19 protein-coding genes are annotated in these 25,375 nt (G+C 43.2%); 4 read left to right on the top strand and 15 right to left on the bottom strand.

Going from position 1 to position 25,375, the window contains the following annotated elements:
• Positions 1–26: 26 nt before the first annotated feature.
• On the top strand, positions 27–899 hold the full coding sequence (locus ACVBDU_RS02170; protein WP_447178144.1) for a YjiK family protein: 873 nt from the start codon (positions 27–29) through the stop codon (positions 897–899).
• On the opposite strand, the gene ACVBDU_RS02165 is transcribed toward ACVBDU_RS02170, so the two are convergent.
• Positions 889–4,578, bottom strand: coding sequence for a metallophosphoesterase (locus ACVBDU_RS02165; RefSeq protein ID WP_447178143.1), 3,690 nt, complete (start codon positions 4,576–4,578; stop codon positions 889–891). The two genes, ACVBDU_RS02170 and ACVBDU_RS02165, sit on opposite strands and share 11 nt — an antisense overlap.
• Before the next feature lie 46 nt (positions 4,579–4,624).
• On the opposite strand from ACVBDU_RS02165, the gene ACVBDU_RS02160 reads away from it, so the two are divergent.
• A complete protein-coding gene (locus tag ACVBDU_RS02160; protein ID WP_447178142.1) occupies positions 4,625–5,827 on the top strand; it encodes a Pycsar system effector family protein in 1,203 nt (400 codons plus the stop codon).
• A 34-nt stretch (positions 5,828–5,861) separates the two neighbouring features.
• Here the strand turns inward: ACVBDU_RS02160 and ACVBDU_RS02155 are convergent, their stop codons facing one another.
• Entirely contained in the window at positions 5,862–8,231 is a 2,370-nt protein-coding gene (locus ACVBDU_RS02155; RefSeq protein ID WP_447178141.1) for a GAF domain-containing protein, read from the bottom strand.
• A gap of 210 nt (positions 8,232–8,441) precedes the next feature.
• Here ACVBDU_RS02155 and ACVBDU_RS02150 point away from each other — a divergent pair, with 210 nt between their 5' ends.
• Positions 8,442–9,227 carry a DUF3050 domain-containing protein gene (locus ACVBDU_RS02150; RefSeq protein ID WP_447178140.1) on the top strand — a complete coding sequence of 262 codons (786 nt, stop codon included), beginning with the start codon at positions 8,442–8,444 and terminating at the stop codon, positions 9,225–9,227.
• A gap of 63 nt (positions 9,228–9,290) precedes the next feature.
• On the opposite strand, the gene ACVBDU_RS02145 is transcribed toward ACVBDU_RS02150, so the two are convergent.
• From ACVBDU_RS02145 to ACVBDU_RS02135, 3 genes are all read right to left on the bottom strand, one after another.
• Positions 9,291–9,611: a 2Fe-2S iron-sulfur cluster-binding family protein gene (locus ACVBDU_RS02145; protein WP_447178139.1), complete on the bottom strand. Its 321-nt coding sequence runs from the start codon at positions 9,609–9,611 to the stop codon at positions 9,291–9,293.
• Between the two features lie 200 nt (positions 9,612–9,811).
• Entirely contained in the window at positions 9,812–11,509 is a 1,698-nt protein-coding gene (locus ACVBDU_RS02140) for a glycoside hydrolase family 28 protein (RefSeq protein WP_447178138.1), read from the bottom strand.
• A 22-nt stretch (positions 11,510–11,531) separates the two neighbouring features.
• Positions 11,532–12,524, bottom strand: a complete 993-nt coding sequence (locus ACVBDU_RS02135; RefSeq protein ID WP_447178137.1) for a pectinesterase family protein — start codon at positions 12,522–12,524, stop codon at positions 11,532–11,534.
• A gap of 236 nt (positions 12,525–12,760) precedes the next feature.
• On the opposite strand from ACVBDU_RS02135, the gene ACVBDU_RS02130 reads away from it, so the two are divergent.
• On the top strand, positions 12,761–13,783 hold the full coding sequence (locus tag ACVBDU_RS02130) for a LacI family DNA-binding transcriptional regulator (protein WP_447178136.1): 1,023 nt from the start codon (positions 12,761–12,763) through the stop codon (positions 13,781–13,783).
• 78 nt (positions 13,784–13,861) lie between these two features.
• Here ACVBDU_RS02130 and ACVBDU_RS02125 read toward each other — a convergent pair whose 3' ends face one another.
• From ACVBDU_RS02125 to kduI, 10 genes are all read right to left on the bottom strand, one after another.
• A complete protein-coding gene (locus ACVBDU_RS02125) occupies positions 13,862–15,478 on the bottom strand; it encodes a UxaA family hydrolase (protein WP_447178135.1) in 1,617 nt (538 codons plus the stop codon).
• Positions 15,479–15,571: 93 nt separating this feature from the next.
• Positions 15,572–17,023, bottom strand: coding sequence for a tagaturonate reductase (locus ACVBDU_RS02120; protein WP_447178134.1), 1,452 nt, complete (start codon positions 17,021–17,023; stop codon positions 15,572–15,574).
• Positions 17,024–17,259: 236 nt separating this feature from the next.
• Positions 17,260–18,552 (bottom strand): TRAP transporter large permease, encoded by a 1,293-nt coding sequence (locus tag ACVBDU_RS02115; RefSeq protein WP_447178133.1) that lies wholly within the window; start codon positions 18,550–18,552, stop codon positions 17,260–17,262.
• Positions 18,549–19,016 (bottom strand): TRAP transporter small permease, encoded by a 468-nt coding sequence (locus ACVBDU_RS02110; RefSeq protein ID WP_447178132.1) that lies wholly within the window; start codon positions 19,014–19,016, stop codon positions 18,549–18,551. The genes ACVBDU_RS02115 and ACVBDU_RS02110 overlap by 4 nt, the downstream gene beginning before the upstream one ends.
• A gap of 61 nt (positions 19,017–19,077) precedes the next feature.
• Complete coding sequence (locus ACVBDU_RS02105; RefSeq protein ID WP_447178131.1) at positions 19,078–20,061, bottom strand: TRAP transporter substrate-binding protein; 984 nt, start codon at positions 20,059–20,061, stop codon at positions 19,078–19,080.
• A 55-nt stretch (positions 20,062–20,116) separates the two neighbouring features.
• The gene (locus ACVBDU_RS02100; protein WP_447178130.1) at positions 20,117–20,788 is read right to left on the bottom strand and encodes a bifunctional 4-hydroxy-2-oxoglutarate aldolase/2-dehydro-3-deoxy-phosphogluconate aldolase; all 672 of its coding nucleotides are present in this window, start codon (positions 20,786–20,788) and stop codon (positions 20,117–20,119) included.
• Between the two features lie 37 nt (positions 20,789–20,825).
• On the bottom strand, positions 20,826–21,830 hold the full coding sequence (locus ACVBDU_RS02095) for a sugar kinase (protein WP_447178129.1): 1,005 nt from the start codon (positions 21,828–21,830) through the stop codon (positions 20,826–20,828).
• A 96-nt stretch (positions 21,831–21,926) separates the two neighbouring features.
• Positions 21,927–23,324 (bottom strand): glucuronate isomerase, encoded by a 1,398-nt coding sequence (uxaC, locus tag ACVBDU_RS02090; RefSeq protein ID WP_447178128.1) that lies wholly within the window; start codon positions 23,322–23,324, stop codon positions 21,927–21,929.
• A gap of 75 nt (positions 23,325–23,399) precedes the next feature.
• On the bottom strand, positions 23,400–24,185 hold the full coding sequence (locus ACVBDU_RS02085; protein WP_447178127.1) for a gluconate 5-dehydrogenase: 786 nt from the start codon (positions 24,183–24,185) through the stop codon (positions 23,400–23,402).
• Positions 24,186–24,285: 100 nt separating this feature from the next.
• Positions 24,286–25,122 (bottom strand): 5-dehydro-4-deoxy-D-glucuronate isomerase, encoded by an 837-nt coding sequence (gene kduI / locus ACVBDU_RS02080; RefSeq protein ID WP_447178126.1) that lies wholly within the window; start codon positions 25,120–25,122, stop codon positions 24,286–24,288.
• Positions 25,123–25,375 lie beyond the last annotated feature (253 nt).

Raw genomic sequence — 25,375 nt, 5'->3', positions numbered from 1 at the left:
CTACTTAAATTTAGTAATTTTATTTCATGAAAAAGCTCATCTTCCCTTTGTTATATGCCTTTATCGTAAGTTGCAATCCGAATTACGGACAGCTCACACATCTGACCAGGTTGCCGAAAGAACTGAAAGAAAACTCGGGAATAGAAATTACAGAACGGGACAGTACGGTATGGGTCATCAACGATTCCGGCAATAAAAACCGTATTTACCGGGTGGGATTTGACGGAAAAATACAAAGGGAATTAAGGGTTAAAAATGCGAAAAACAAGGATTGGGAAGATCTTACCAAAGACAAGGACAATAACCTGTATATCGGTGATTTCGGTAACAACAGCAATAAACGAAAGGACCTTACTATTTATAAAATTGCAACCCCCGGCACTGTAAAGGAAAAGAATATCAAAGCAGAAAAAATATCTTTCTATTACCCGGAACAAAAAAGTTTCCCTCCCAGGGCAAAGCACAGATATTATGACGCCGAAGCTTTCTTCTTTCTGAACGGGTATTTTTACCTGTTCACAAAAAACAGGTCCAAACCTTTTGACGGGATTTCTTTTCTTTACAAAATCCCTGCGCGAAAAGGACACCACAAAGCAGAACTTATGGGTGAATATGTATTTTGCAAGAATGAAAAACACTGCATGATAACTGCAGCAGCCATTTCCCCGGACGAAAAGACCGTAGCCCTGCTCGGGCACGACAAGGTATGGTTATTTTCCGGCTTTGCGGATGACAACTTCTTAAACCCGGACGTTAAAGAAATCGTGGAACTCGGCCATTCCTCCCAGAAAGAAGGACTGTGCTTTACGGACAACCATACCCTGCTCATCAGCGATGAGGCTAAAGGTAGCTCGGGAAGGAACCTTTATGAACTAAAACTGGACGGTATCAGAAATTAAATCCTAACCCAAAGACAAAACGGTTACTGTCTTTGGAATTAAAATACGAAAAATTAGCTGTAAACATATTAATGGCATTCAGGTACAGTCCCCCTCCTACGGAGTTATGCCATTTACCCGAATTGTCATCTGCTACCCACACTCTACCGTAATCAAAACCCCCGTAGGTACCCAAAGTCATAGGGAAAAGCCCGGTGCGGAACTGGGCCACAGTAAACCTGAGGTCGTTGTTGTTATAAAATGATGTACGCCCTATAAACCGTTGGTTACGGAACCCGCGCAGGCCGTCTATACCTCCTATACCGGCACCCTGGTAAAACTCGAATTCATCTCCTGTATTAAACTGTGCCTTGAACTTGGTAGCGTATACTATTTTACCATCCGCATCCACATTGGTTGTGAAACGTATCTGCGGAATGACGTAAAAGAAATCCCTGTTGTTGTCCAGGTTGGACTTATACCCGGCGGTAAGGTCGAATTGCATACCGAGGGTCGGTAGGGAATTACTGTCAAAATTAGAATACCCGTAGGTCATTTCGGCACCCAGGAATTTTTGCCATTCAAAGATATCGGCATTCACTGCCGTTTCATTGATATATCTTCCGGAGGTTTCCTCGATTTCAACCATTTCAAAAACAGGTCCTATTTTAAAATATCCGCCCAGGTATCCTTTCCATGCCAGTTTGGGAGATACGCCGAAGCTACTCATCCGCACGCGGTTGTAATCCATCCCGAGGTCACTTTGCGGATTCTCGCTTTCGTTTCCGTAACCGAAATAGTTGACTGCAAAAAGAGGGCTGGTAAAAAAAGCATCGGCCGCAAAGCGCCAGTTATTCGTCACATTCAGTATTTCTCCGGAATAGCCGAGATCAAACCCTTTGGTGGCAAAATAATAACCTCCTTTTATACTGTGTTTCTGGGTATAAGGGTCCTGCCGAAGCCCCTTACCTATAAAGGTGTATTTGAGGCCGAGTTTTACCCCGTCATCCGGGTTAAATCCGAAATCCGGAAAAAGTTGCCCCACACTGGTTCTCACCTTCTTCGGATCGTAAGTATTCAGATCGTAATTATCCGAAAGCCTTGTTGTAACCGGGATTTCCAGGGTGATTTTTTTGGACTTATAATCGTAAACTTTTATCTTTTTCCGGTTATTTACCCTGTATACATCATTATTTTGTCCCCCGATGATCTTTATGGGTATCCACGCATCCCCTTGTCCGTTAACTTCAAAAACATCTTTATCATCCAGGCCGTACAACCATATTTCTTTGGTTTCTTCCCGGTTAAAGGTGATGTCTATGAATTTATCTTTCTTTTCTCCCTGGATAATGCGGTATGCTTCTACCCTGGTTACCCCTTCCTTTTCCCTGGTAATAACAAAGTAGTCGTCCTTATCCGTACCGTATATTACCGGATTCTTTTTCAGTAAACGGTAATACTCTTCGGCCATCTCCGGCAAAAATTCCCTGCGTTGCAAGAGAACGGACTTCACTTTCTTTACTGTTTCCCGGTCCAGTTCCTTTGGCAGATAGGAAAAAGCTCTTTCTACCGTTCCTTCATCGATTTTCCGGCGTATATAATCGGCTTCTTCCTGCCAGTCTTTGAGAGTATGGGCGTTAAGAATAGCCATATCCAGGGGGAACGGTTCTACGTTAAACCACTTCAGATTTCGTATTTTCGGGGTGTAGTTCTGCATCAAGCGTACTCCCGGGATCATCCTGGTCACCAGCCCCAGGAACGGCCCGTCGAAGTCGGAGAAAACCTGGTCCCTGTCCCTGGGTATGGGTTTATACAGTTTTTTACCATTCTCTTCTCCTGCTTCGGCCCAGCGCCACTGATCACCATGCCTGTCCCAGTCTCCCAGGAGCATATCGAATAACCTGGAACGTATATAAAGGCGTTCATCCGTTGTATTTTTGTCTCTTCGCCTTAATTTTTTAAGTATATCCGTAGTGCTGATAATCTTATCGGAATACGCAAAACCGGCCACTTCTCCGTGACCGTCCGTTACCCGTTCCTCAATAAGATACAAGGCATCCCCATACCTGTCATTGTAACGCCCCAGGGCCTTTTGTTTCGGGATATAATACAACTCGGGGTTGGCGTGTAATACTCCTACAGCATCAGATAATTCTCCCACGGTTAGCGCGGCATACGGGAAAGCAGTAGTATAAAAATCCATGACCAGCGCTTCGGTATAGGAGTCTTCAAGGTCGTCCTGCACATACTGATCTTTAAAGGCTACGGCCTGTAAAAAGCGCAATGCTCCCTTGCGTACCTCTCGCATCATATACTGCCGTCCTTCTTTATCTTCCATACGAAGGGAATTGGTTTGATGGCCTCCGCCAGAACGTATAGGGGTTAATCCGCCGTAAAGCGTATCCAGGGATACGGTTCTGGCTTCTATAAGCTTTCCGTATTCCTTCCGGTAATGGCTTCCCCATATAGCGGAATACAAACTTCCCTTACGTACCTCCTCTTCTTCATATATACCGGCTTTTACCGTTTCCGGAAAATCCGAAGGGAGATCCCTGTGCAATGTGTCCGAAGGTATATGCATCACTTCTGTCCGGAACAGTGGATCCGCAAAATTATTTTCCTCCCCGAAGAATTCAGCAATAGCGCTTCCGTCCCCGGATATCGTCATTTTCACGTATCCTTGTCCTCCATAGGAAAATATCCCGTCTTTTTTAACACTGGCTGGCGCTATTTTAGACCCGGAACCACTCACTATCAATGGAATATTACGGCTCACCGCATATTGCAGGTTGTGTTCGTGCCCCGAGACAAACACTACATTATCGGCCTGCCGGGCCAGGGTGAACAACCTGTCCTTGAGTTCCCGGTAAGGTTTGCTCTGGATGTCCTGGGGAGAAATACCACTGGTCTTTCGGATAAAGTTGAGCAAAGAACCTAAAACCGGCAATGGCACCGAATTTCCCACAGGGTACAAGTGCTTATCTGCGGAGAACTGTCCGCCATGTCCACCGTTGCTCAACAAGGGATGGTGCATGGCTATCAGCAATATTTTTCCCTGCGATTTATTGATATAGCCTTCTACTTCTTCAAAGAACTGTTCCCTTGTCTTTATATCGCAATCGTCATTTATAGTGGGATGCCTGTTCCAGTCCTCGATAAACCATTCGGAATCTATAAGGAGCAGGTCTACATCGTCATTTATCTTTTCTCTTTTTAACGGGCAACCGTCCTCCGGAAGAAAGGAATTCTTTCCGAGAATATCTTCCACACGCTTTTCCTGACGTTTCAGTCCTTTCAACCCATCGGAATACCAGTCGTGATTACCGGGGATAAAAATGGTTTTTCCTTTGAATTTCTTTCCTATTTCCGCCTGAATATCTATCCGGTACTCTGCCAGCTGCCTGCCCTTTTCTTCCTTTTCGGGCATTCCGGAAGGATAAATATTATCTCCCAGAAAAACAACCGTACTGTTCTTTGTCGCGGTTTCCATTTCCTTTTCGAAAGCCTGTAATGCTACAGACCTTTCTCCCATAAGGGAATTTCCGGCATCTCCTATAAAATAAAATGTATGGGAAACATCTTCCGGACCGGGGAGAGATATATTTTCTGGGCCTGTTTTATATTGAGACTTATATGTGGCACAGGAGTATAAAATAACTCCGACTAGGCATAGTAAACCAATCTTTTTAATTTTTATCATAACAATAAAAACACTAATTTTAATTTTTAACTAATTTAGGTAAATTATGGATACAATTCTCCGGCAGGTTGAGGATTACGTACTGAAAATAATGAGTGAACAGTTATCCAATCATTATTTTTATCACAACTACACTCATACACAACGGGTTGTTAAACATATCAACGAACTGGTCGCTGCGGAAAATCTGGACGAAAAGGACAGTGAACCTCTTCAGATAGCCGGATGGTTTCACGATGTGGGATATATTAAGAACCTCAACAATCATGAAGCGGAGAGCGCCCGGATTGCGGAAGATTTTCTCCGGGAAAGAAATTATCCGGAGGACCGTATTGCCATTGTAAAAGAATGCATCCTTATTACCAAAAAGTACAGCAAACCTTCCGGTTTATTGCAAAAGATCATCTGCGATGCGGATTTCTCTCATTTTGCTTCTAAAAACTATATGGAGATATCCGATCTGTTACGGGAAGAGCTTCGTTTGTTACACGAAAAAAGCTTTACGGATATCGAGTGGGTGGAAACCAATATACGCATGTTCGAAGAGCATCATAAATTTTATACGGCACATGCTATTGCCACCTGGCAGCCCCAAAAGAGCAAAAACCTGCTGAAACTAAAAAAGAACCTGGCAAAACTTCAGGAAAAAAAGGACAAGGATAAACTGAAAAAGGCTGATTTCAAACGCAAAAAGAAAAAAGCGGAAACCCCGGAAAGAGGAGTGGAAACCCTGTTCCGGGTGACTTTGAGGAACCATACCAACCTGAGTAATATCGCGGACAGTAAGGCCAATATTCTGTTATCCGTAAATGCTATTATCATATCGCTGACACTGTCCACACTCATTCCAAAACTGGATAAAGCCAGTAATTCCTATTTACTTATCCCCACCATACTCTTCGTAGGGTTCAGCGTAGCTTCCATTGCGTTCTCCGTTCTGGCCACAAGACCCAACATAACCAGTGGAAAATTTTCCAAAGAAGATATAAAAAACAAGAAGGTCAACCTGTTGTTCTTTGGTAATTTCCACAAAATGAGCCTGGATGAATACGAAGACGCCATGAAGGATATCCGGGAGGACAAAGAATACCTGTACAACTCCCTTACCAAAGACCTGTATTACCTGGGTAAAGTACTGGATAAAAAGTACCGTTTGCTGCGTATTACGTATACTATATTCCTTATCGGGATCATCGTATCCGTCCTGGCATTCGGTGTTGCTACTTATTACGTCAATTACGGTTATTAAACAGGTGTGTTACCTATGAATTCCGTACCTGCCGTCAGGTAGCTATTTCTTTCATCAGGTCTTCATAGGTATACACTTTGGTATCTTTTCCTTTTTTGTAAAGGACTTCCACACGCAGCGCTTTGAGACCACTTACTCCCTGAAGTTCTTCCAATTCGAGTATTTCCACATTTTCGCTGAAGTATTTTTTAGCCTGCAGAAAACGAATATATCTCAGATACTCTTCTTCATCCTTACTGCCGGAATACACGATGGCAATTTTACCCTTTTGGGTTATCCTGTCCTCCGAATTTCGGATCAATGCCTTATCGAGACGTTTTTTGATGATCTCATAACGGGCGTTGTAGGTGCCGTCCACATCAAACTGCTTTTCATCCATACGGAAACGAATGGAGAGTGGGGAATTATACACCAGGATCAGGGAAGCCACGTCGAGTTTTATCGGGAGTTCTTTTTGTAAGGTATAATATTCGTTCTCCATTTCCCACATGATCTGCAATTGCCACAATCTGAGGTTATAAAGATATATATCATTGTAAATCCGTCTGTAGGCAATAGAAGCACCGATATACATATTGTGCTCTACGCCATCTGTTTTATAGCGTTCAAAATAATGAGGAAACATTACCTGCGCTTCTTCCTGTTTCCTGTCCAGCACGGATGCCAGCTTTTTATTGATCAGGTTTACGGATTGGTCATAATTTTTTCTATGGTCATATATGGCTTCGTGTACCGGATCGAGGCTGTTAAGATAGTCATCGATAGCCTCTGAGATATCGGTATTAAGGCTTTTGAGGTGATCGAAGAAAGGATGTATCTCTTCTTTCAGGAAATCCAGCACATTCTGTTCACTGCCCGCATTCAGCACTTTCAGGATATCCTGCAAATGCTGATTCAAACGGAAACTGATCTCCTCATAAATAGGCAAACGTTCGGTCGTTATCGCTTTCTCCAGTATTTCACTGATATGGGATAGCTGTATGATAAGATCCTTTCGTATGGCTTCATTTCTCGCACGCGACGAATCTTTTATGTCTATCTGTCCGTAGAGCGGATATACGTTGTTAAACACGATTTCGCGCAGGGAAGCCGTAATGCCACTGGCCTGCCTTTTCAGGTAATGATGTACTTCTTTTTCAAACTTCCATTTTACGCTGGGGTGAATAGAAGTATATTCCTGCTGTATAATGGCTTCTAACTGGTTGACTTCTTCTATTTTTGCCCTGGAAATTGCAGTGATAAGGTAGGGCATAATGTCTTCCAGCTTTTGCGCATTAACACTGTTCAGCTCCAGGGGCCGGGGCGACCCGAGTTCCATAATACCATAAAGGGAACTGTCATTTGCTACTATAGGGGCAAATATCACACTTCCGATGCCCTGTTTTTTCAGGTTCCGGAAAGAAGCGTCTTTTTCATTCCTTTCATAATACTTATCCACATCGGCTATGGCAAAGTACTTTTTTTCCTGCAGCAACTTTTTACACGAAGATTTGCACAGGGCAACATCTCCGGAAATCTCCGTTTCCTCTCCCATAATAAAGCTGTGCAGTTCTTTATCCGGACGGCGTTCAAACTTTTCTTCGTCCGTATTGTACGCACAAAAACCAACCGTCAGATCGGGGATACCATACAGGGAACTGAATATTTTCTGGAAATCATTGACAAAATTCGCCTCATTATCTCTATTTATACCCAGTAAAGTGGTTTTCAGGTCGGAAATAACATTATCAACGGTAGCGTCGTACATGTTGCATATTCCGAAACCTTTGAGAATCCAGCTTTCCGGAGGGAATTTTTCTTTCCACAACTTCAGGTCCTCGAAATTGTTGAGTAATTCCTCAATATCTTCTTGTGTAATTTCTTTGGCCTTTTCCGTAGGGAAGATATCCATGTAATCCGCATTGTACAAAATGCGATAGTGCTTTATAATATTGTTGGCATCGGGAATATCATAAAAAATGGGCCTTTGGAAATTGACATTTATATTATAGTAGAATTTAAGGATAACGGTACACGCCATGATGTACTTGTTCTCCTCACTCATATTTCGCAGCTTAAGGTCAAAACCTTCTCCTGCTTCCCTTACAATTTTCTTAAAGCGCTCTGTTGCGTTAAAAATCACGTTTTCAAAGGGGATGGCCGCTATCTTTATTTCATTGTTCGTAAGCGCCGGAGAGAAAGTATCGCGAAGCAATACATCTATGACATCCGCATACTTGTGCAGAAGTTTCTCGTCGGTAAAACCCTCGCGTAATTCGGGGTAAGGTTTTTGTATTTCCAGTATTTTTCTCGCCTTCATAGCAACGAATTCATCATTACTACGGGCTTGTTCCTCATAGAAATCCAATAAACTATGGAAACTGATCTGTACTGAAAAAGGTGAATCTTTAACCAGGCTTTTCATAACGCAAATTTACTAAAATTATTGTTTCAATCATCACTATCCTGATATATTCGCCAGGCCTTTGTACAGGACACATTACTCATATACAGCTTATTATTACATATCGCTTAGCTTTTTTTAAACTAATTATGTTCAGGTTAAATTATTCGTTAAATCAGTGTGTCTTAAACAGGTAAACCAATTAGTTTGTTAACTTTGTAAAAAAATCTTATGATAAAGAATATAAAAGCCGAGATTGCCCCCTTGCGAAACCAGCTTCTGCATCACTCGCTTTATAACAATATAAATCAACCGGACGATCTGACGCTTTTTTTGGAATATCATGTATTTGCCGTCTGGGATTTTATGTCCCTGTTAAAGGCCTTACAACAAAAACTGACATGTACGACAACACCCTGGATACCTGTCGGTGCCCCGGAATTGCGCTACCTCATCAATGAGATCGTACTGGCGGAAGAAACCGACATGAACAGGGAAGGAAAACACCTGAGCCATTACGAAATGTACCTGGAGGCCATGGAAGAATGTGATGCGGATACTTCTAAAATAGAAAACTTTATAGCCGACCTGTTATCCTTGAAAAACATACTGGTTGATATAAAACTGAGTGCGTTGCCCCAGGCCGTAAAGGATTTCCTTAATTTTACTTTTTTCCTTATCGAAGAGGGCAAACCTCATAAGATAGCTTCTGCTTTTACCTTCGGAAGAGAAGATCTCATACCCGAGATGTTTACGGCTATTTTACAGGAAATGCAACAAAATTTCCCGGAACTCCGGATAGACAAGCTGGTGTATTATTTTGAGCGCCATATAGAACTCGATCAGGACGAACACGGCCCCATGGCACTTCAGATGGTAGAAGAACTTTGCGAAGGCAATGAACAAAAATGGAAAGAGGCGGGAGAAGCCGCACTCATCGCCCTGCAAATGCGTATTGCCCTGTGGGACACCATTGAAGAAGAAATTATAAAAGCCAGGGAAAATTTGTTAGCTTAGAATGTGCCAATTAGCAAATTTGGTAATAAATTCATTATCAAATTTGCTAATTGGCACATGGACTCAAGATTCCGGAGCGAGCTCCAGCTCCAGTCCGTCCATATCCTCGGTAATGGGCAACTGACATCCGAGACGACTGTTATCCTTTACGTAGAATGCTTCAAACAGCATGGCTTCTTCATCCGGCCCCATTTCCGGCAGGGAATGCCCGGAAATCACGTAACACTGGCAGGAAGCACACATAGCCATTCCTCCACAAGTGCCTTCTACAGGCAATTCATATGCTTTGCACAATTCCATGATGTTCATGGCCATATCGGTAGGTGCATCCAACTCGTGTACCACACCTTCCCTGTCTTTGATCTTTATCTTTATATCGGACATTACTGCGTAATTTCAAAAGTGCAAATTTAGGGAATATGCGGTTAAGTAACGGGATATAAAAACAATGATTTTTGTTATATCCGGAAGTACTCCCCGGTTTTTATGCCGGAATATCCGTATCTAACCTACTCTCCTTGTCTTTAATTTATAAAACCTTTTATCGAACTCATTTAGTATCCTATTCGGCGGACAAAGGCATTTTATTTTTTAAACTTTATGATCTTTTCGGAATTGTTATGGTCATAAGATACCTTCTCTTCTGTGATATCCCCGGACTCAACGGAAATAGCTCCGTTTTCCTTACCGGATATTTTCAGCGAGGTTTTATGAAGTTTATTGGTTTTTACATCCTTGAGTTCTATGTTTTTCCCGTTGTACACGGTTAACGGTATCCCTTCTTTATTCGCAATGGTAACATTTTTCAGGGAAAGACCATCCGTATCGATTACCGTAATCCCCTTTTTGGTTTCCAGGTAAGCATTTTCCAGGTGAACGTTTTTCAGTTTCATTTCCGGAAGTCCCATAAAGAAAGCTGCTGTTTCCGAGTTGACCGCAGTTATGTTTTTCATGTAGATATTCCGGAAAACAGGGGTTTCCTCCGTTACCGGTTCCTTGTTTTCGTCCCTCGCTTCCGTTTCCGCATCCTGGTCTTCTTCCAGCAGCGGGGAGTTACCTCCATAGAACATATTAAACCGGATGGTTTCGGTAGGGATATCTTTCATATTAATATTCGAAATATAAATATTCTCCACAACGCCTCCCCGTCCACGAGTACTCTTGAAACGCAACCCTACGTCCGTCCCGATAAAAGTACAGTTGCTCACGTGTACGTTTCGCACTCCGCCGGACATTTCACTTCCTATGACAAAACCTCCGTGCGCGTGATATACGATATTGTTCTTCACGATCACATTCTCTGTTGCAATACCACGGTCCCTGCCGTCTTTGTCCTTTCCGGATTTAAAACAGATGGCATCATCTCCGACGTCAAAAGAATTGTTGTAGATTACCACATTTTTGCAGGATTCCAGGTCCAGACCATCCCCGTTCTGGGAATACCAGGGATTGCGTACGGTAAGGTTCCGGACCGTGAGGTCCTCACACATTAGCGGATGCAGGTTCCATGCCGGTGAATTCTGAAAGGTAGGTCCGTCCAGAAGCACCTTTTTACATCCTACCAGGCTTACCATAACAGGACGCAAATAATCTTTTACCGATTCAAATTCGGCTCTACTTTTAAAATCCGGCACGTTAAAATTATCTTTACTATCACCCCTTTTCGACTTTTCGGAAGGATACCATATTTTACCATCGTCACTGAGCACGCCACCCGATTGTATTTTTTTCTTCCATTGTGCAGCAGTCATTTTGCCGGATTTTACCGGTCTCCACGCATCTCCGTTTCCATCGAATACACCTTTCCCTGTAATCGCTATATTTTCGAGGTTTCGCCCGTTCATTGGCGACTGGCACCTGTACGTGTTCAGTCCTTCAAAACTGGTATTTACGAGCGGGTAGTCCTTAAAGTCCGCACTGAAAATCACAAGCGCTCCCTCTTCGGCATGCAGTTCTACATTATTTTTAAGGGTTATAGGCCCGGTAAGCCACATTCCCCTGGGTATAACTACTGTGCCTCCTCCTTTTTCCGACACGTGGTCAATGGCATTGGCAAATGCCTGGGTATTTTTCACCGTGCCTCCACTTTCTGCGCCGAAAAATTCGATATTTACCCTGTAGTTGGGAAAACGGGGCTCTTTAACTTTAGGCATTTTAAATTCTATGCCGGAATACACATCGGTATCTCCGGATTTCTGGGCATATGTTTTATTTTCAATGGCAAATATAAAAGTCAGCGCCATAGACAGCGTCAGTAACTTTACTCGGTTTAATCGAAACATTTTTATGTGATTTGGTTGATTTTTACAGTTCTGTCTTCTCCGGATTCCAGTCATCTTCACCTTTCAGTATATTTTCTACCGTAAAGTTTTCCACTTGTCTGTCCGATAACTGGCAGGACCACGGCACTCTTTCCTCTGTATTTGCCCCGGGCCCCATAGAATTATATTCTGCATAAAATGCTGTTAACTCCGCCTCCGGCTTGTTCCAGTTGTGCCAGCCTTCGGGTGCTACGTGTCTGCTCAGATAGCTATTGATAAAAACCGTTTTGGCATGCGGACGCCAGGGTCTCCCCAAATAAAAAGTGCTGTTTCCTCTTCCGGTAATCCTGCAATTGAGAAATACAAATCCGAATTCGGACTCTTCCGGGGTAGAAGCGGCAGTTACATAGCCTTTACCCTTACAGTTTATTACGCAACTCTCAAAAACCGCTGTGGACCAGCCAAATATAAAATCGACGGTTCCCTCTATGTAACAGTTTTTATAATATTGCCTGCTTTTTTTGCCATGCAGGTAAAGCGTATCCTGATTACCGAGAAATTTACAATTCTCAAAAATGGCCCTGTCTCCTTCTATCCGTATGGCCACAGCCTGCCCGACATGCCCGGCATTATTCTGAAATGTGATGTTTTTGGCTTTAAAATCATCTCCGAAGACAAAAAAAGAAGAAGATCCTGTGGTACCCATCTCTTCCCCGAAAATATTCTTTTTGGATGCAAAATCATCATACGTAAGTATGGTATATGTCATGCTTTCCCCTATAAAGGTAACATTGGTCTTGGAGGCCGGTAAAACCAGTTTTTCCTTGTATTTACCGTTCTTTATAAAAATTTTTGTCTCCTTCTTCCTGAAATCGGGAACGGCATTTATAGCTTCCTGTACGGTCTCAAAATCTCCGCTTCCGTTTTTATCCACTACAAAGTCAAATTCCTTGTCGTTAGAAGCTCCTGTTGCACAAAAAACACTAAACAGCAATAAAACTGTTGTGATCCTATACTTCATATTGAAAGAATTCATTATATTTATGAAATTTTTGTAATCGATTGCACTAAATTATGTCTTTTTGCAATATACACAATTTTTTTTGCTGATAATTTTAAAAAAAAGTAACCGGTACGATCCCAAACCGGCAGTATAGATACAGGAAGTCCTGACCCCCGAACAGTAAATTAACTTTTTTTATGCATCTTTGTCCTGATAATAACCTGTCAATTAGGAAAGAACGGGCATATAGATTAAGATAACAAAAACCGATGAGCAAGGTTACCATTTACGATATTTCCAAAAAATTAAACATCAGTGCTGCTACAGTTTCCAGGGCATTGAACAACAATCCGAAGATAAGTCTCAAAACACGGGAGCTGGTTATAAAGACTGCCGGGGAAATGAATTACGAGCAGAATACCCTGGCCCTGGCCCTTAAAAGCGGTAAAAGTAATACGGTGGGGATATTGGTGCCTTATATGGACCGGAGTTTCTTTTCCTCCGTAATTCGCGGTATTGAAGAAGAGCTGTACCCCCACGGATATCACGTTATCATATGTCAGACCCGGGACGATGCCAAAAGTGAGGTCCAAAATATTAATACCCTGCTCAATGCCCAGGTTGACGGCATTTTTATGTCTGTGTCTAAAACCACCAAAGATACTTCGCATATAGACCGCGTATTGCAAAAGGGGATCCCTCTGGTATTTTTTGACCGTAAAAAGAACCTCCCGGGAGTAAGTTCTGTCACTATCGATGACTTTAACGGTGCATACATGTCTGTGGAACATCTTATCCGGCAGGGGTGTAAACGCATTGCTCACTTTATGGGGAATATAAACCTGGAAATTTATAAAGACCGTTACAACGGTTACCTGAAAGCCCTGACCGACTACAACCTGCCTTATAACAAAGACTATATAATACAGGTAAACAGTAAGGTAGAATCGGGTACTGCAGCAGTAAAAAAACTGATGAAACTTCCGGAACCACCGGACGCCATATTCTCTTCCAGTGACTTTACAGCTCTCGGAGCCGTACAGGAGCTGAAAAAAACAGGTATAAGAGTCCCGGAAGATATTTGTATTTCGGGTTTCAGTAACGAATCCTTCACGAAATACACGGAACCTACAATGACCACTGTAGACCAGACTCCTATAAAAATGGGAAAGATGTCCGCACGGGTTTTTCTTGAACAGATAGATGAAGAAACATCGGTAACCATTGAAAAGAAAGTAGTGCTTTCACCTCAATTGATTGTCCGGGATTCTTCTAACCGGACGGGTTGGTAATAATAAAAAACTATCATAAACGGCGATGCCCGGACAGCTACTGTCCGGGCATCACCGTTACTTCTCTGGTTTCTTTATTTATAGAGATACTCCCCTTTTCCAGGGAATAAAATCATTTTGGTTCAGCTGCATGGCTTTAGTTTTTTCTTCGCCACTCGCCACACGAATAATAAATTCGAACATTTCCTCTCCCATTTCTTCTATAGACTTCTCTCCCCGTATCACAGCTCCTGTATCCACATCGATAATGTCGGGCATTTTGCGCACCAGTTCGGTATTGGAAGAAACTTTGACGACCGGGGTAATTGGGTTACCTGTCGGTGTTCCCAGTCCGGTAGTAAACACAATGATATTTGCTCCTGAACCCGCCAGTCCTGTTGTACTTTCCACATCATTCCCCGGGGTACACAACAAGTTAAGTCCCGGTTTTGTTACGTATTCCGTGTAATCCAGAATGGCGGTTACGGGAGAAGTCCCCCCTTTTTTAGCTGCCCCGGCCGATTTCATAGCATCGGTGATGAGACCATCCCGGATATTGCCGGGGGAAGGGTTCATATCAAAACCGGACCCCACATCTATGGCCGATTGTTCATAGGCCTTCATCAGGCTCAGGAATTTTTCCGCATCCTCATCGTTCACACAACGGTTAACAAGTTCCTGCTCTACCCCGCATAACTCGGGGAATTCCGAAAGTATCGGAGACCCTCCCAGGGCAGCAAGCAGATCGGAAGCATAGCCAAGTGCGGGATTGGCGGAAATACCGGAAAAACCATCGGAACCTCCGCATTCCAGACCGACTTTGAGCTTAGACAACGGTGCGGGTACCCGCTTTATCTTATCTGCTTCTTTGATCGCCTCAAAAGATTCCCGGATTATGGTATTCAGCATTTCTTCTATCGTTCCCATTTTCTGCTGTTCATAAATAAGAACAGGCTTTTTAAGATCGGGATTGATCTTTTTTACCGCTTCCTGAAAAATATCTATCTGCAGGTTCTGGCATCCGAGGCTAAGTACGGTTACCCCGGCCACGTTGGGGTTATTCACATAACCGGCCAAAAGCCTGGAGAGCGTTACGGAATCCTGCCGGATACCTCCGCAACCTCCCTGGTGGGTGATAAACTTAACTTCTATATTGTCAAAAATACCTTTTCCCTGTTCTTCTTCCACAACCTGGGTTTCGCTGGCATCCCCGCTTATCAGGCTACGAAGCAGGAGTCTTTGACTGTTGGTCTTGTAATAGGATAATTCTTTCTCAAAAACATCCTTCAGTAATTCTATATTCCGGTTTTCGCAAAATACCAGGGGAAAGAAAAGCCATACATTGGCTGTCCCTACCTGGCCGTCCTCTCTGGGATATCCCATAAAAGTCCTGTTTTTCCACCTGCTTACATCCGGGGCTTTCCAGGGAGTGGTTTCCGTTTTTCCGGAAACTTTTCCGCTCTGGTGTTTTACGTTTTCCGTGGTTAAAAGACCTCCTTTGGGAATGTACTCACTGGCTTTTCCCACGAGTACACCATACATCAGTATCCGATCCCCTTCTTCGAAATCCGTAAGTGCTATTTTGTGTTTTGCCTTGCTATCGGATACCACCCGGATATCACTTCCTTCGAAAGTCACTGTTTCGCCTGCCTTCAGATCTGACAAAGCTACAGCTACATTATCTTCCGGATTTACTTTAATTAGTTTCGTTTTCATCTTCAATCCATTTTTTTAGTTCTGCGCAACTGTATTCTTCACCAGAGAAATGGGTTTTACCGTGCCCTTAAACTCATTTTCCCGGACCTTTATCTATACAGTTGTTCTTCTATACTTCTCCAAGCCTTTTTCCACACCGTATTCTTCGATATTCTCCAAGGCGGTAGTTATGGCATCTTCAAGTCCGGGGATCGTTTTTGTCAGGTTTTCATCCCAGAAATACTCATTACTCAATATACGGTTTGCAGTTTCCCTGTACCCGGGCAGTGCCCATGCTTCTTTAAAGGCCTCTACTATATTGTTACTGTCCTGTACCGGAAGTTCCGTTCCGTTCCATTCCCCTTTGTAAAAGCGGATCAGGCATGCCATGGCATAAACCAGGTTTGCCGGAAGCTCTTCTTTTCTCCGGTAATATTCCGTAAGGCTGGGCAACACCCTTACCTTAAATTTGGAAACCGAGTTGAGCGCTATGCTTGCCAGTCGGTGTTTTATAAACGGATTGCGAAAACGGTCCATCACCTGCTCTGCAAAATCACGGAGTTCCTCCTGGTCCATATCCAGGGTCGGAATGATCTCATCGAACACTACGTTCTTTACAAAATCGCCGGTAAACTCCCCGTCTATTGTTTCCTTTACGGTTTCGTTGCCGTACAGGAGAGAAAACGGCACCATCGCCGTATGCGCTCCGTTAAGTATGCGCACTTTACGGGTTCGGTAGGGCTGTATGCTATCTACTATTTTTATATCCAGTCCGGCTTTATCCAACGGTATTTTTGCGGTTAATTCCTCATCGCCTTCTATTACCCAGAGTAAAAAGGTCTCGGCCGAAACCATGAGTTTATCATCATAGGACAACCCGCTCTGATATTCCGCCAATTGATCTTTCGGATACCCGGGAACAATACGGTCTACCAAGGTATTGTGGAAACTGTTATGTTCCTCTATCCAGTTTTTAAATGCACTGCCCAATTCCCATAATTCCACATATTTCAGTATTACCTCCTTCAGGGCATCGGCATTATTGTTTATCAATTCACACGGAATGATCGTAAGCCCTTTTGTCGGGTCACCCTTAAAATGCTCAAACCTGCGGTGCAACAGCACCGTAAGTTTTCCCGGGAAAGAAGAAGGCGGTTGCATATCCGGCGTATCTTTTTCATCAAAAGCTATTCCGGCTTCGGTGGTATTGGAAATGACAAACTGCAATTCTTCTTCTTTGGCCAAATCCAGGTAGGTATCAAAACCGGCATAGGGATCAATCCCCTGCTGAATGCAGGATATCAATCGCTTTTCCTGTATTTCCTTCCCTTTTTGTATCCCTTTCATAAATAAGGTATACAATCCGTCCTGGTCATTCAGAAGTTTTACCAATCCGTTTTCCAATGGCTGGACCACTGCAACTCCTCCCCGGAAATCTGCTTCTTCATTCAGTTTGTCTATAACATAATCTACAAAGGCTCTTAAAAAATTTCCTTCTCCGAATTGCACTACCTTTACCGGGAACTGTGTTTCCAGTCCCTGGCTGTTCCTATCCAGTTTTTTCATCTGTTTTAAATCCGTTTATTCTTGATCCAAAGCCCGTCCAAAAAGTCCGGTTACTCCGGGTTTTAGTTAGTTCGTTTTTGTTAAAAGATCGTTCTTTCCGGTTTTTATAATTCAACCGGTTTTATTTATGTTTAAAACACACTTATATTTATGTGTACCACTTGTGTTCTTATGCCAGTCAACGATTACAACCATTACCTAGCATTTTATACATTTTATAAGTATGGAGAGTCCCGTTAGTCCTCCATAAGTCCCGGTAACCAGGTGGATATTTCCGGAATATACGTTACGAGTAAAAGCACTATGAGCATTGCAATAAAAAGCGGTAGCAGGGGTTTTATCACTTTTTGTATAGTGGTTTTTGCTATACCGACACCGACAAAGAGGACCGAGCCTACAGGTGGTGTGCAAAGTCCCACACAAAGGTTCATTACCATCATAATGCCGAAATGTACCGGATCTACTCCCAGATCTTTTACCACCGGTAAGAATATAGGGGTGAATATCAGTACTGCAGGGGTCATGTCCATAAACATCCCCACAAACAACAATATAAGATTGATCATTAAGAGGATTACAATTTTATTATCACTAAGCCCGAGTAAAGCCGAACTTACGGATTGAGGTATATCCTCATAGGACATTACCCAGGACATGGCCATCGACGTTGCTATGAGCAGCATCACTATGGAATTGGTCCTTACGGAACGCATAAAAACCTTCTGTAACTTCTTCAGATCCATTTCCCGGTATACGAAGGAAAGCACCAGGCTGTACAATACTGCAATCCCGGATGCCTCGGTAGCTGTGAATATACCGGCAACTATTCCCCCTATAACCACAACCAGTAAAAACAAGCTGGGAAATGCATGCAGAAAAGAGGTGAGTATCTGTTTTATTGTCGACCTTTCTCCTGCCGGGTATTTCTTTCGTTTTATCCATACTGCCGCAACTGCCATCAGGGCCAGTCCCATAAGAATTCCGGGGAGATATCCCGCCAGAAACAGCGCTGCTATGGAAACACCACCACTGGCCAATGAATATACGATGAGGATATTGGAAGGAGGAATAACCAGTCCTGTTGTAGAAGAGGTCACATTCAGGGCGGCACTGAATTCCCTGGAATATCCTTCTTTTGCCATATGTGGCCCGAGTATACCGCCTATGGCAGAGGTTGCAGCCAGCGCCGAACCGGAAATAGCCCCGAAAAGCATTGCGGAAACTACATTTACATAAGACAAGCCCCCCGGCAATGATCCAATAAGTGACTTGGCAAACGAAATAAGCCTTTCTGCTATACCTCCCTGGTTCATAATCTGCCCCGCCAGTACAAAGAAAGGAATGGCAAGCAGGGCAAAACTATCCAGCCCGGTAGCCATTCGCTGGGCCACCGTAGTAAAAGCCGGAATAGAGTCTATAGTAACCAGCATGGTTAACAGGCTGGATATACCTATACTCCAGGCCACCGGAACCCCTATAGCCAACAACACAACAAACGATATCAGAAGTATTAGTATCTCGGTAATCATATGAAATATTTTTTGGGGTTTCTTATTTCTATCCACTTGTAAATCAGTATTACTATACCGCTCAACGGGATAACAGAATAAACGTAGGATAATGGCAGATGTAATGCTGCCGAACTTTGCCCCAGGATATGATTGAGATATACCAGTCTGGACCCACCTATAATAAATACCAGGACACTGAATAACATAATAAGACCGTTAATAAATATCCTGAGTATTATCCTGTTCTCTTCATTCAGTCTCGGAGGTAATATTTCAATGGCAAGGTGATCCTGTTGTCCGGAACAATAAGCTGCTCCGAGAATACCTACCCAAATAAGTAAAAACCTGGCAATTTCCTCCGTCACCGAACTCGGAGCATTCAGTATGTATCTGGAAAAAACCTGCCATAAAACAGCCACTACCAATATGGCGAGAAGTCCCACGAGAAAGCCTCCCAGTAACTTATCTATTTTTTTTTTCATAATCCGTTAAGTTGGTTTTTTAATAAAATTGATTGATTCGATTTATTCTGCCGGATCGGATTTATTGTGCCTGAATGGCTTCTATGATCTCCTTCAGGTGTTCGTCCTTCTTAAAATTCTCATACATTATGGAAACTTTCTCCCGGAAAGGTTCTTTATCCGGATATATGACTTCTACTCCTGCTTTTTTGATTTCTTCAAGTGCGTGGTTCTCCGCCTCTTCCCATATCTTTCTTTCGTACACGACAGATTCCCTTGCCGCTTCTTCAAGCCATTTCTTTTCCTGATCGCTCAGAGAATCCCAAATGGCCGTGCTTATGAGCAACATATCCGGAAGATTGGTATGCTCATCGACAATATAATACTTACACACTTCGTAGTGATGCGACAGGTAAAAGCTGGGCAGGTTATTTTCCGCTCCATCTACTATACCCTGTTGCAAAGCCGTATACAATTCCCCCCAGGAAATCGGGGTGGGTGACCCTCCGAGGTTGCGTACCATATCAATGGCAGTCTGGCTTTCCATAACCCGTAGTTTTAACCCTTTGAGATCTTCCGGTGTATGTACGGGTTTTTTCGTATAAAAACTCCTGCTTCCCGCATCGTAAAAAGCAACTCCCTTCAATCTCACCTGCACACTGGCATCCAAAAGCTGTTTTCCTATCTCTCCGTCCAGAACTTTGTGAGAATGTGCTTTATCCCGAAACAGAAACGGCAAGCCGAACAACTTATAGTCAGAGACAAAATTTTCGAGTACTCCCACCGAAACTTTGGTCATTCCCAGGCTTCCTATTTGTAACAGTTCCAAACATTCTCTTTCCGTCCCCAACTGCTGGCTGGGATATATTTTTATCTGCATACTGCCATCCGATTTCTCCGCCAGCTTTTTTGCCATAAACGTCATGGCTTCGTGAACCGGGTGTGAGGCATCCAGGCCATGTCCAAGCTTTATTACCTTTACTTTACCTGCTTCCTGGCAGGAAGAGAAAAGGGTGAAGGTCAGAACGAGAATGGTGTATTTTATTAAACTTCGTTTTCTTATCATTTTTGGCTGGGATTGATTGATTACTGTTTTTTGCGATCTCTTTACTACAGATAATTTATTTTCGGACTTTATCTATTATTCCCATAACCTTTTTTAACGTAGTAGTCACCGCTTTCAGATCATAACTGCCATCCGTATTTTTCGTAAAGAGTTTAGACCCAATTCCCACGCAATGTACCCCGGCACGGAACCAGGCGGAAAGATTTTCTTCCGTAGGTTCTACTCCGCCGGTAGGCATAATACTCGTCCACGGAAACGGACCTTTTACCGCTTTTACAAATTCCGGGCCTCCTACCTGTGTTCCCGGAAATATCTTCACTACTTCAGCCCCCAGTTCTTCGGCATAGGAAATCTCCGTAAGCGAACCACAGCCCGGAGACCACATAACCTTTCTCCGGTTGCATACTTTTGCCATTTCGGGGTTTAGTACCGGAGATACTATAAAGGCGGCACCCGATTGCAGATAAAGCGATGTGGTACCGGGATCTACTACGGACCCCACTCCGAGTATCATTTCCGGAAGTTCTTTTTCCGCGTATTTGTTGAGATCCGCGAAAACTTCATGCGCATAATCGCCCCTGTTGGTAAATTCAAAAACCCTGGCGCCGCCATCATAGCAGGCCTTTAAAATCGCTTTGCACACTTCCGTATCCTTGTGATAGAACACCGGAACAATACCGGTTTCCTTCATTTTTAACGCTACGGATATTCTTGTAAATCGGGACATAAGCTATTATTGTGTTATCAGATTATTGCAGTTATTATTATCGCTTTATCCTTCCGGATATGTTACCTTCCACCACTTCTAAAACTTCTTCTGCCGATACCAGGTTTACATCTCCTTCTACAGTGTGTTTCAGGGCACAGGCGGCATTGGCAAATTCTATGGTTTTTTGGTCGCCGAAATGTTGCAATCCGTAGATAAGCCCGGCAGCATAGGCATCTCCGGTCCCTATCCTGTCTATGACATGGGCTACCTCTAATGTTTCGGTCTCCAGGTATTCCTTTCCGTTCCAGGCCCTGGCGTTTATCTTCTGTGAGGAAGCATTACCACCGTTTCTCACTTTGTCAAAAACCTTGGTTATGGATGGAAACCTGAACAACAATTCTTTAGCAGCTTCTATGAAACCATCTTTATCTCCGGTATATGCTGTTTCCAGTATTTCGTTGATCTCATTTACACCACCGATAAAAATCGTAGAATATTCCAGCATTCCGGCCAGTATCTTCCGGGCATCTTTACCGTAATTCCACAGGTCTTTCCTGTACGTAGGGTCTGCGGTTACATTCATTCCGTTCTTCCGGGCCTGTTTCAGCCCTTCTTCGAGGGTTAACCATGCTCCTTCGGATATTGCCGGGGTTATCCCCGTCCAGTGGAACCAACCGGCGCCTTCCAGCACTTCTTTCCAGTTCACCATACCGGGTTGTATTCCGGCAAATGCGGAATGCGCCCTGTTATATGCTATGGTACTGGATCGCATCACGGCACCTACCTCGAGGAAATACAACCCCAAAGGCGCATTCCGCTTTACTACCCCGGAAGTGTTTATGCCATAACGTTGCATCGTACCTATTGCCGCCTGTCCCACAATATCGTCGGAAACACAGGTAACATGCTTCACTTCGTTACCGAAATTCGCCAGTGAGGCCCCTACATTCATTTCGGTTCCCCCGAAGTAAAACTCCAGTTTATTACTCTGGCTTATCTTTTTATATCCCTCCGGGGACAGTCGCATAAGTACTTCTCCGAAAGTAACCGTTTTATCCATAAAACTCTATTTTATTGGCAAGATAGCAATCTTTACTTTCTCTTCCGCTCCGTCTCCTTCATAAATCCCAAAATCGGTTTTGTCTGTTATTATCCTTCAGAATCCGAAATAATCTTTGGCGTTATTATAACATATATCCGAAATAATCTTTCCTATCCACTCCATATCCGCAGGCAGTTCTCCGCTTTCGATCTCTTCTCCGAATAAGTTACATACCAGTCTTCGGAAATATTCATGCCTCGGGAACGACAGAAAACTTCTCGAATCGGTAAGCATCCCTACAAAACAACTGATAAGTCCCATATTGGACAAGGCATTCATCTGCTTGGTCATTCCGTCTTTCTGATCCAGGAACCACCAGGCGGAACCAAACTGTACTTTTCCTTTAACACTACCGTCATTAAAATTCCCTATCATACTTGCCATAACCTCGTTATCCGCGGGATTAAGGTTATACAAAATAGTCTTGGTAAGCCTGTCTTTACTATCCAGTTTATTCAAAAAACGGGACAACGCTACCGATTGCGTAAAATCGCCGATAGAATCCCACCCGGTGTCGGGTCCGAGAAGATTATTCATCCTCCTGTTATTGTTCCGCAACGCTCCAAGGTGAAATTGTTGCACCCAACCGAATTCGCAGTAAGTTTCCGCAAGGAAGTACAATACAGCGCTCTGAAATTTCAAAGCTTCTTCACGGGTAATGGTTTTCCCGCTTCTTTTCTTTTCGAAAACAGCTTTTACTTCCGCTTCGGTATAGTCTTCACTGTATATTTGTTCCAGACCGTGATCGGAAACCCTGCTTCCGTTGTCGTGGAAGTACTGTATCCTTTTTTTCAGGGCATCCAGAAGATCGTTATAGTTTTCGATAGCTATTCCGGCTGCTTCCCCGAGTCTTTCCACATAATCATTAAATCCATCATCAGCAATCATAATAGCCTTATCCGGACGGAAAGAGGTGGTCATTTTCACAGCATAATCACTTCCGGCCAGTTTTTGATGATGTTTAAGGGAATCCGTGGGGTCTTCTGTAGTGCATACCACTTCCACATTCATTTTGGTCAGCAGGTTACGGCAACTGTATTCGGGTGTATTCAGTTTTTCATTGACCTGCCGGTATACTTCATCCGCCGTTTTTTCACTTAACAAGGTTTCTATATCAAAATACCTTTTGAGTTCCAGATGCGTCCAGTGATACAAGGGGTTCCGCATGGTATAAGGCACTGTTTTGGCCCATGCACGGAATTTCTCTTCATCGGTCCCGTTTCCGGTTATATACTTCTCATTGATCCCCAGGGTACGCATTCCACGCCACTTGTAATGATCACCGTATATCCATATCTGTGTAAGGTTTTCAAAAACCTTGTCTTCCGCAATCTGGTCGGGAGGCAAATGGCAATGGTAATCGATAATAGGTTGTTTATCCGCATAGTTGAAATACAATTCCCTTGCGTAATCGTTGCTTAATAAAAAGCTTTCGTCCTTAATAAAACTCATGGTAAGTTATTGTCTGAATATGTTCTACCTCTATATGTAAACAGGCTTTGACTTTACTTTTGATCTCCTGTTCTTTTATTTTTCATTCGCAGGCTTTCCTATAGTGGCGAGTATACCTCCGTCCACGTAAACGATCTGCCCGTTCACAAAATTACTTGCTTTGGATGCCAGGAAAACCACGGTCCCCGCCAGGTCTTCCGGATCGCCCCATCTGCCTGTTGGGGTACGGTTGATTATAAATTCGTTGAATGGATTACCATCTACACGTATAGGCTCGGTCTGGGAAGTGGCAAAGTATCCCGGACCAATACCGTTTACCTGGATATTATATTTAGCCCATTCCGTGGCCAGGTTACGGGTAAGCATTTTCAAACCTCCTTTGGCCGCCGCATAAGCGCTTACATTGTTCCTTCCCAGCTCACTCATCATGGAGCATATATTGATGATTTTCCCGGCTTTTCTTTCTACCATTCCCCTGGCTACCAGTCTGCTCATAATAAAGGGGCCTACGAGATCCACATCTATGACCCTCCGAAAATCTTCCACGGCCATATCCAATGCCAGTTCGCGTTTAATAATCCCGGCATTATTGATCAGAATATCAATAGGGCCGACTTCCTTTTCTATCTTTTCCACATTTTCGGCAGCGGCCTTCTCATCCGTAACATCAAAAATATACCCCGAAGCTTTATACCCTTTGGAAGTGTAATGTTCCAGAGCATTCTCCAGTTTGGAAGGAGTAGTACTGGTTATCAACAGCTCCGCCCCTGCTTCACCGAGTCCTTCTGCCATGGCCATTCCCAGACCATGCGTCCCTCCGGTGATCATTGCACGTTTGTCTTTTAAACTGAATAAATCCATACGGTTTGTATTTTAATCCGCCTACACAAACCACCACCTCCCGGAACAATCATTACCCGAAGAGATTTCCGGTCGTGCGACCTTTTATTGATTCTTTATTTTATTTCATTTCGTTAGGAGGGCAAACATCCATATCTCCGTAGTCGAGGTTCTCTCCCGCCATTCCCCAGATAAACGAATAATTGGAAGTCCCGGCACCGGAGTGGATAGACCATTCGGGGGACAATACTGCCTGGTGGTTGTGCATAAATATATGCCTGGTTTCCTGAGGCTGTCCCATAAAATGACATACGGCATGACCTTCTGCCAGGTCAAAATAGAAATAAGCTTCCATTCGTCTTTCATGCGTATGTGCCGGCATGGTATTCCATATATTGCCTTCTACGAGCTCTGTCAATCCCATCTGTAACTGGCAGGTTTCCACTATACTGTTTACGATCAACTTATTGAGTATCCTTTTGTTTGCCGATTTATCATCACCAAGTGATATGATCTCTGCTTCTCCTTTACCCACTTTTTTGGTGGGGAATTTTTTATGTGCCGGAGCGGAATTTATATAGAAGAACGGCTGCCCTTCACCGGAAGCGGAAAAGATAACTTCTTTGCTTTCTTTACCGATATACAATGCTTCTTTTTTATCCAGGGTATATTCCACCCCATCCACGATTACTTTACCCGTTGCACCTACATTGATCACGCCCATTTCCCTGCGGTCCAGAAAGTTTTCGGATTTCAGATAAGGTATGGTTTCCAGAACCAGGTCTTTTTTTACGGGCATAGCACCTCCGACAATATACCTGTCGTACATGGAATAGGTTAGTTTTATTTCATCTTCCGCGAAAACGGGATCGATTAAAAACTCATCTCTCAGTTTTTGTGTGTCATACGTTTTTGCGTCCCTCGGATTGGCCGCATATCTGAATTCTGATGTAGTCATTTGTAGAAATGTATTTTTGGTTAATGCAATCGATTACACAAATATAAAACAAAAATTTACTTGTACTTAATAATTTCTGTTTTTTTCAATAATAGAAACATTTTTTTAATAAAAAGCACAAGCTATTATAGCTAATTCACAAAACTATCAAATATTTTCTTCCTGTCCATAATCGTTTTCTAAAAGATTTGGTAAAGTTTGTGAAATGTATTACGGAGATCCTCCTTTATCGGCAAAATATACGGTTTTATAA

This window comes from Sinomicrobium endophyticum (assembly GCF_052983315.1).
This window is presented reverse-complemented; position numbering and strand designations above follow the sequence as displayed.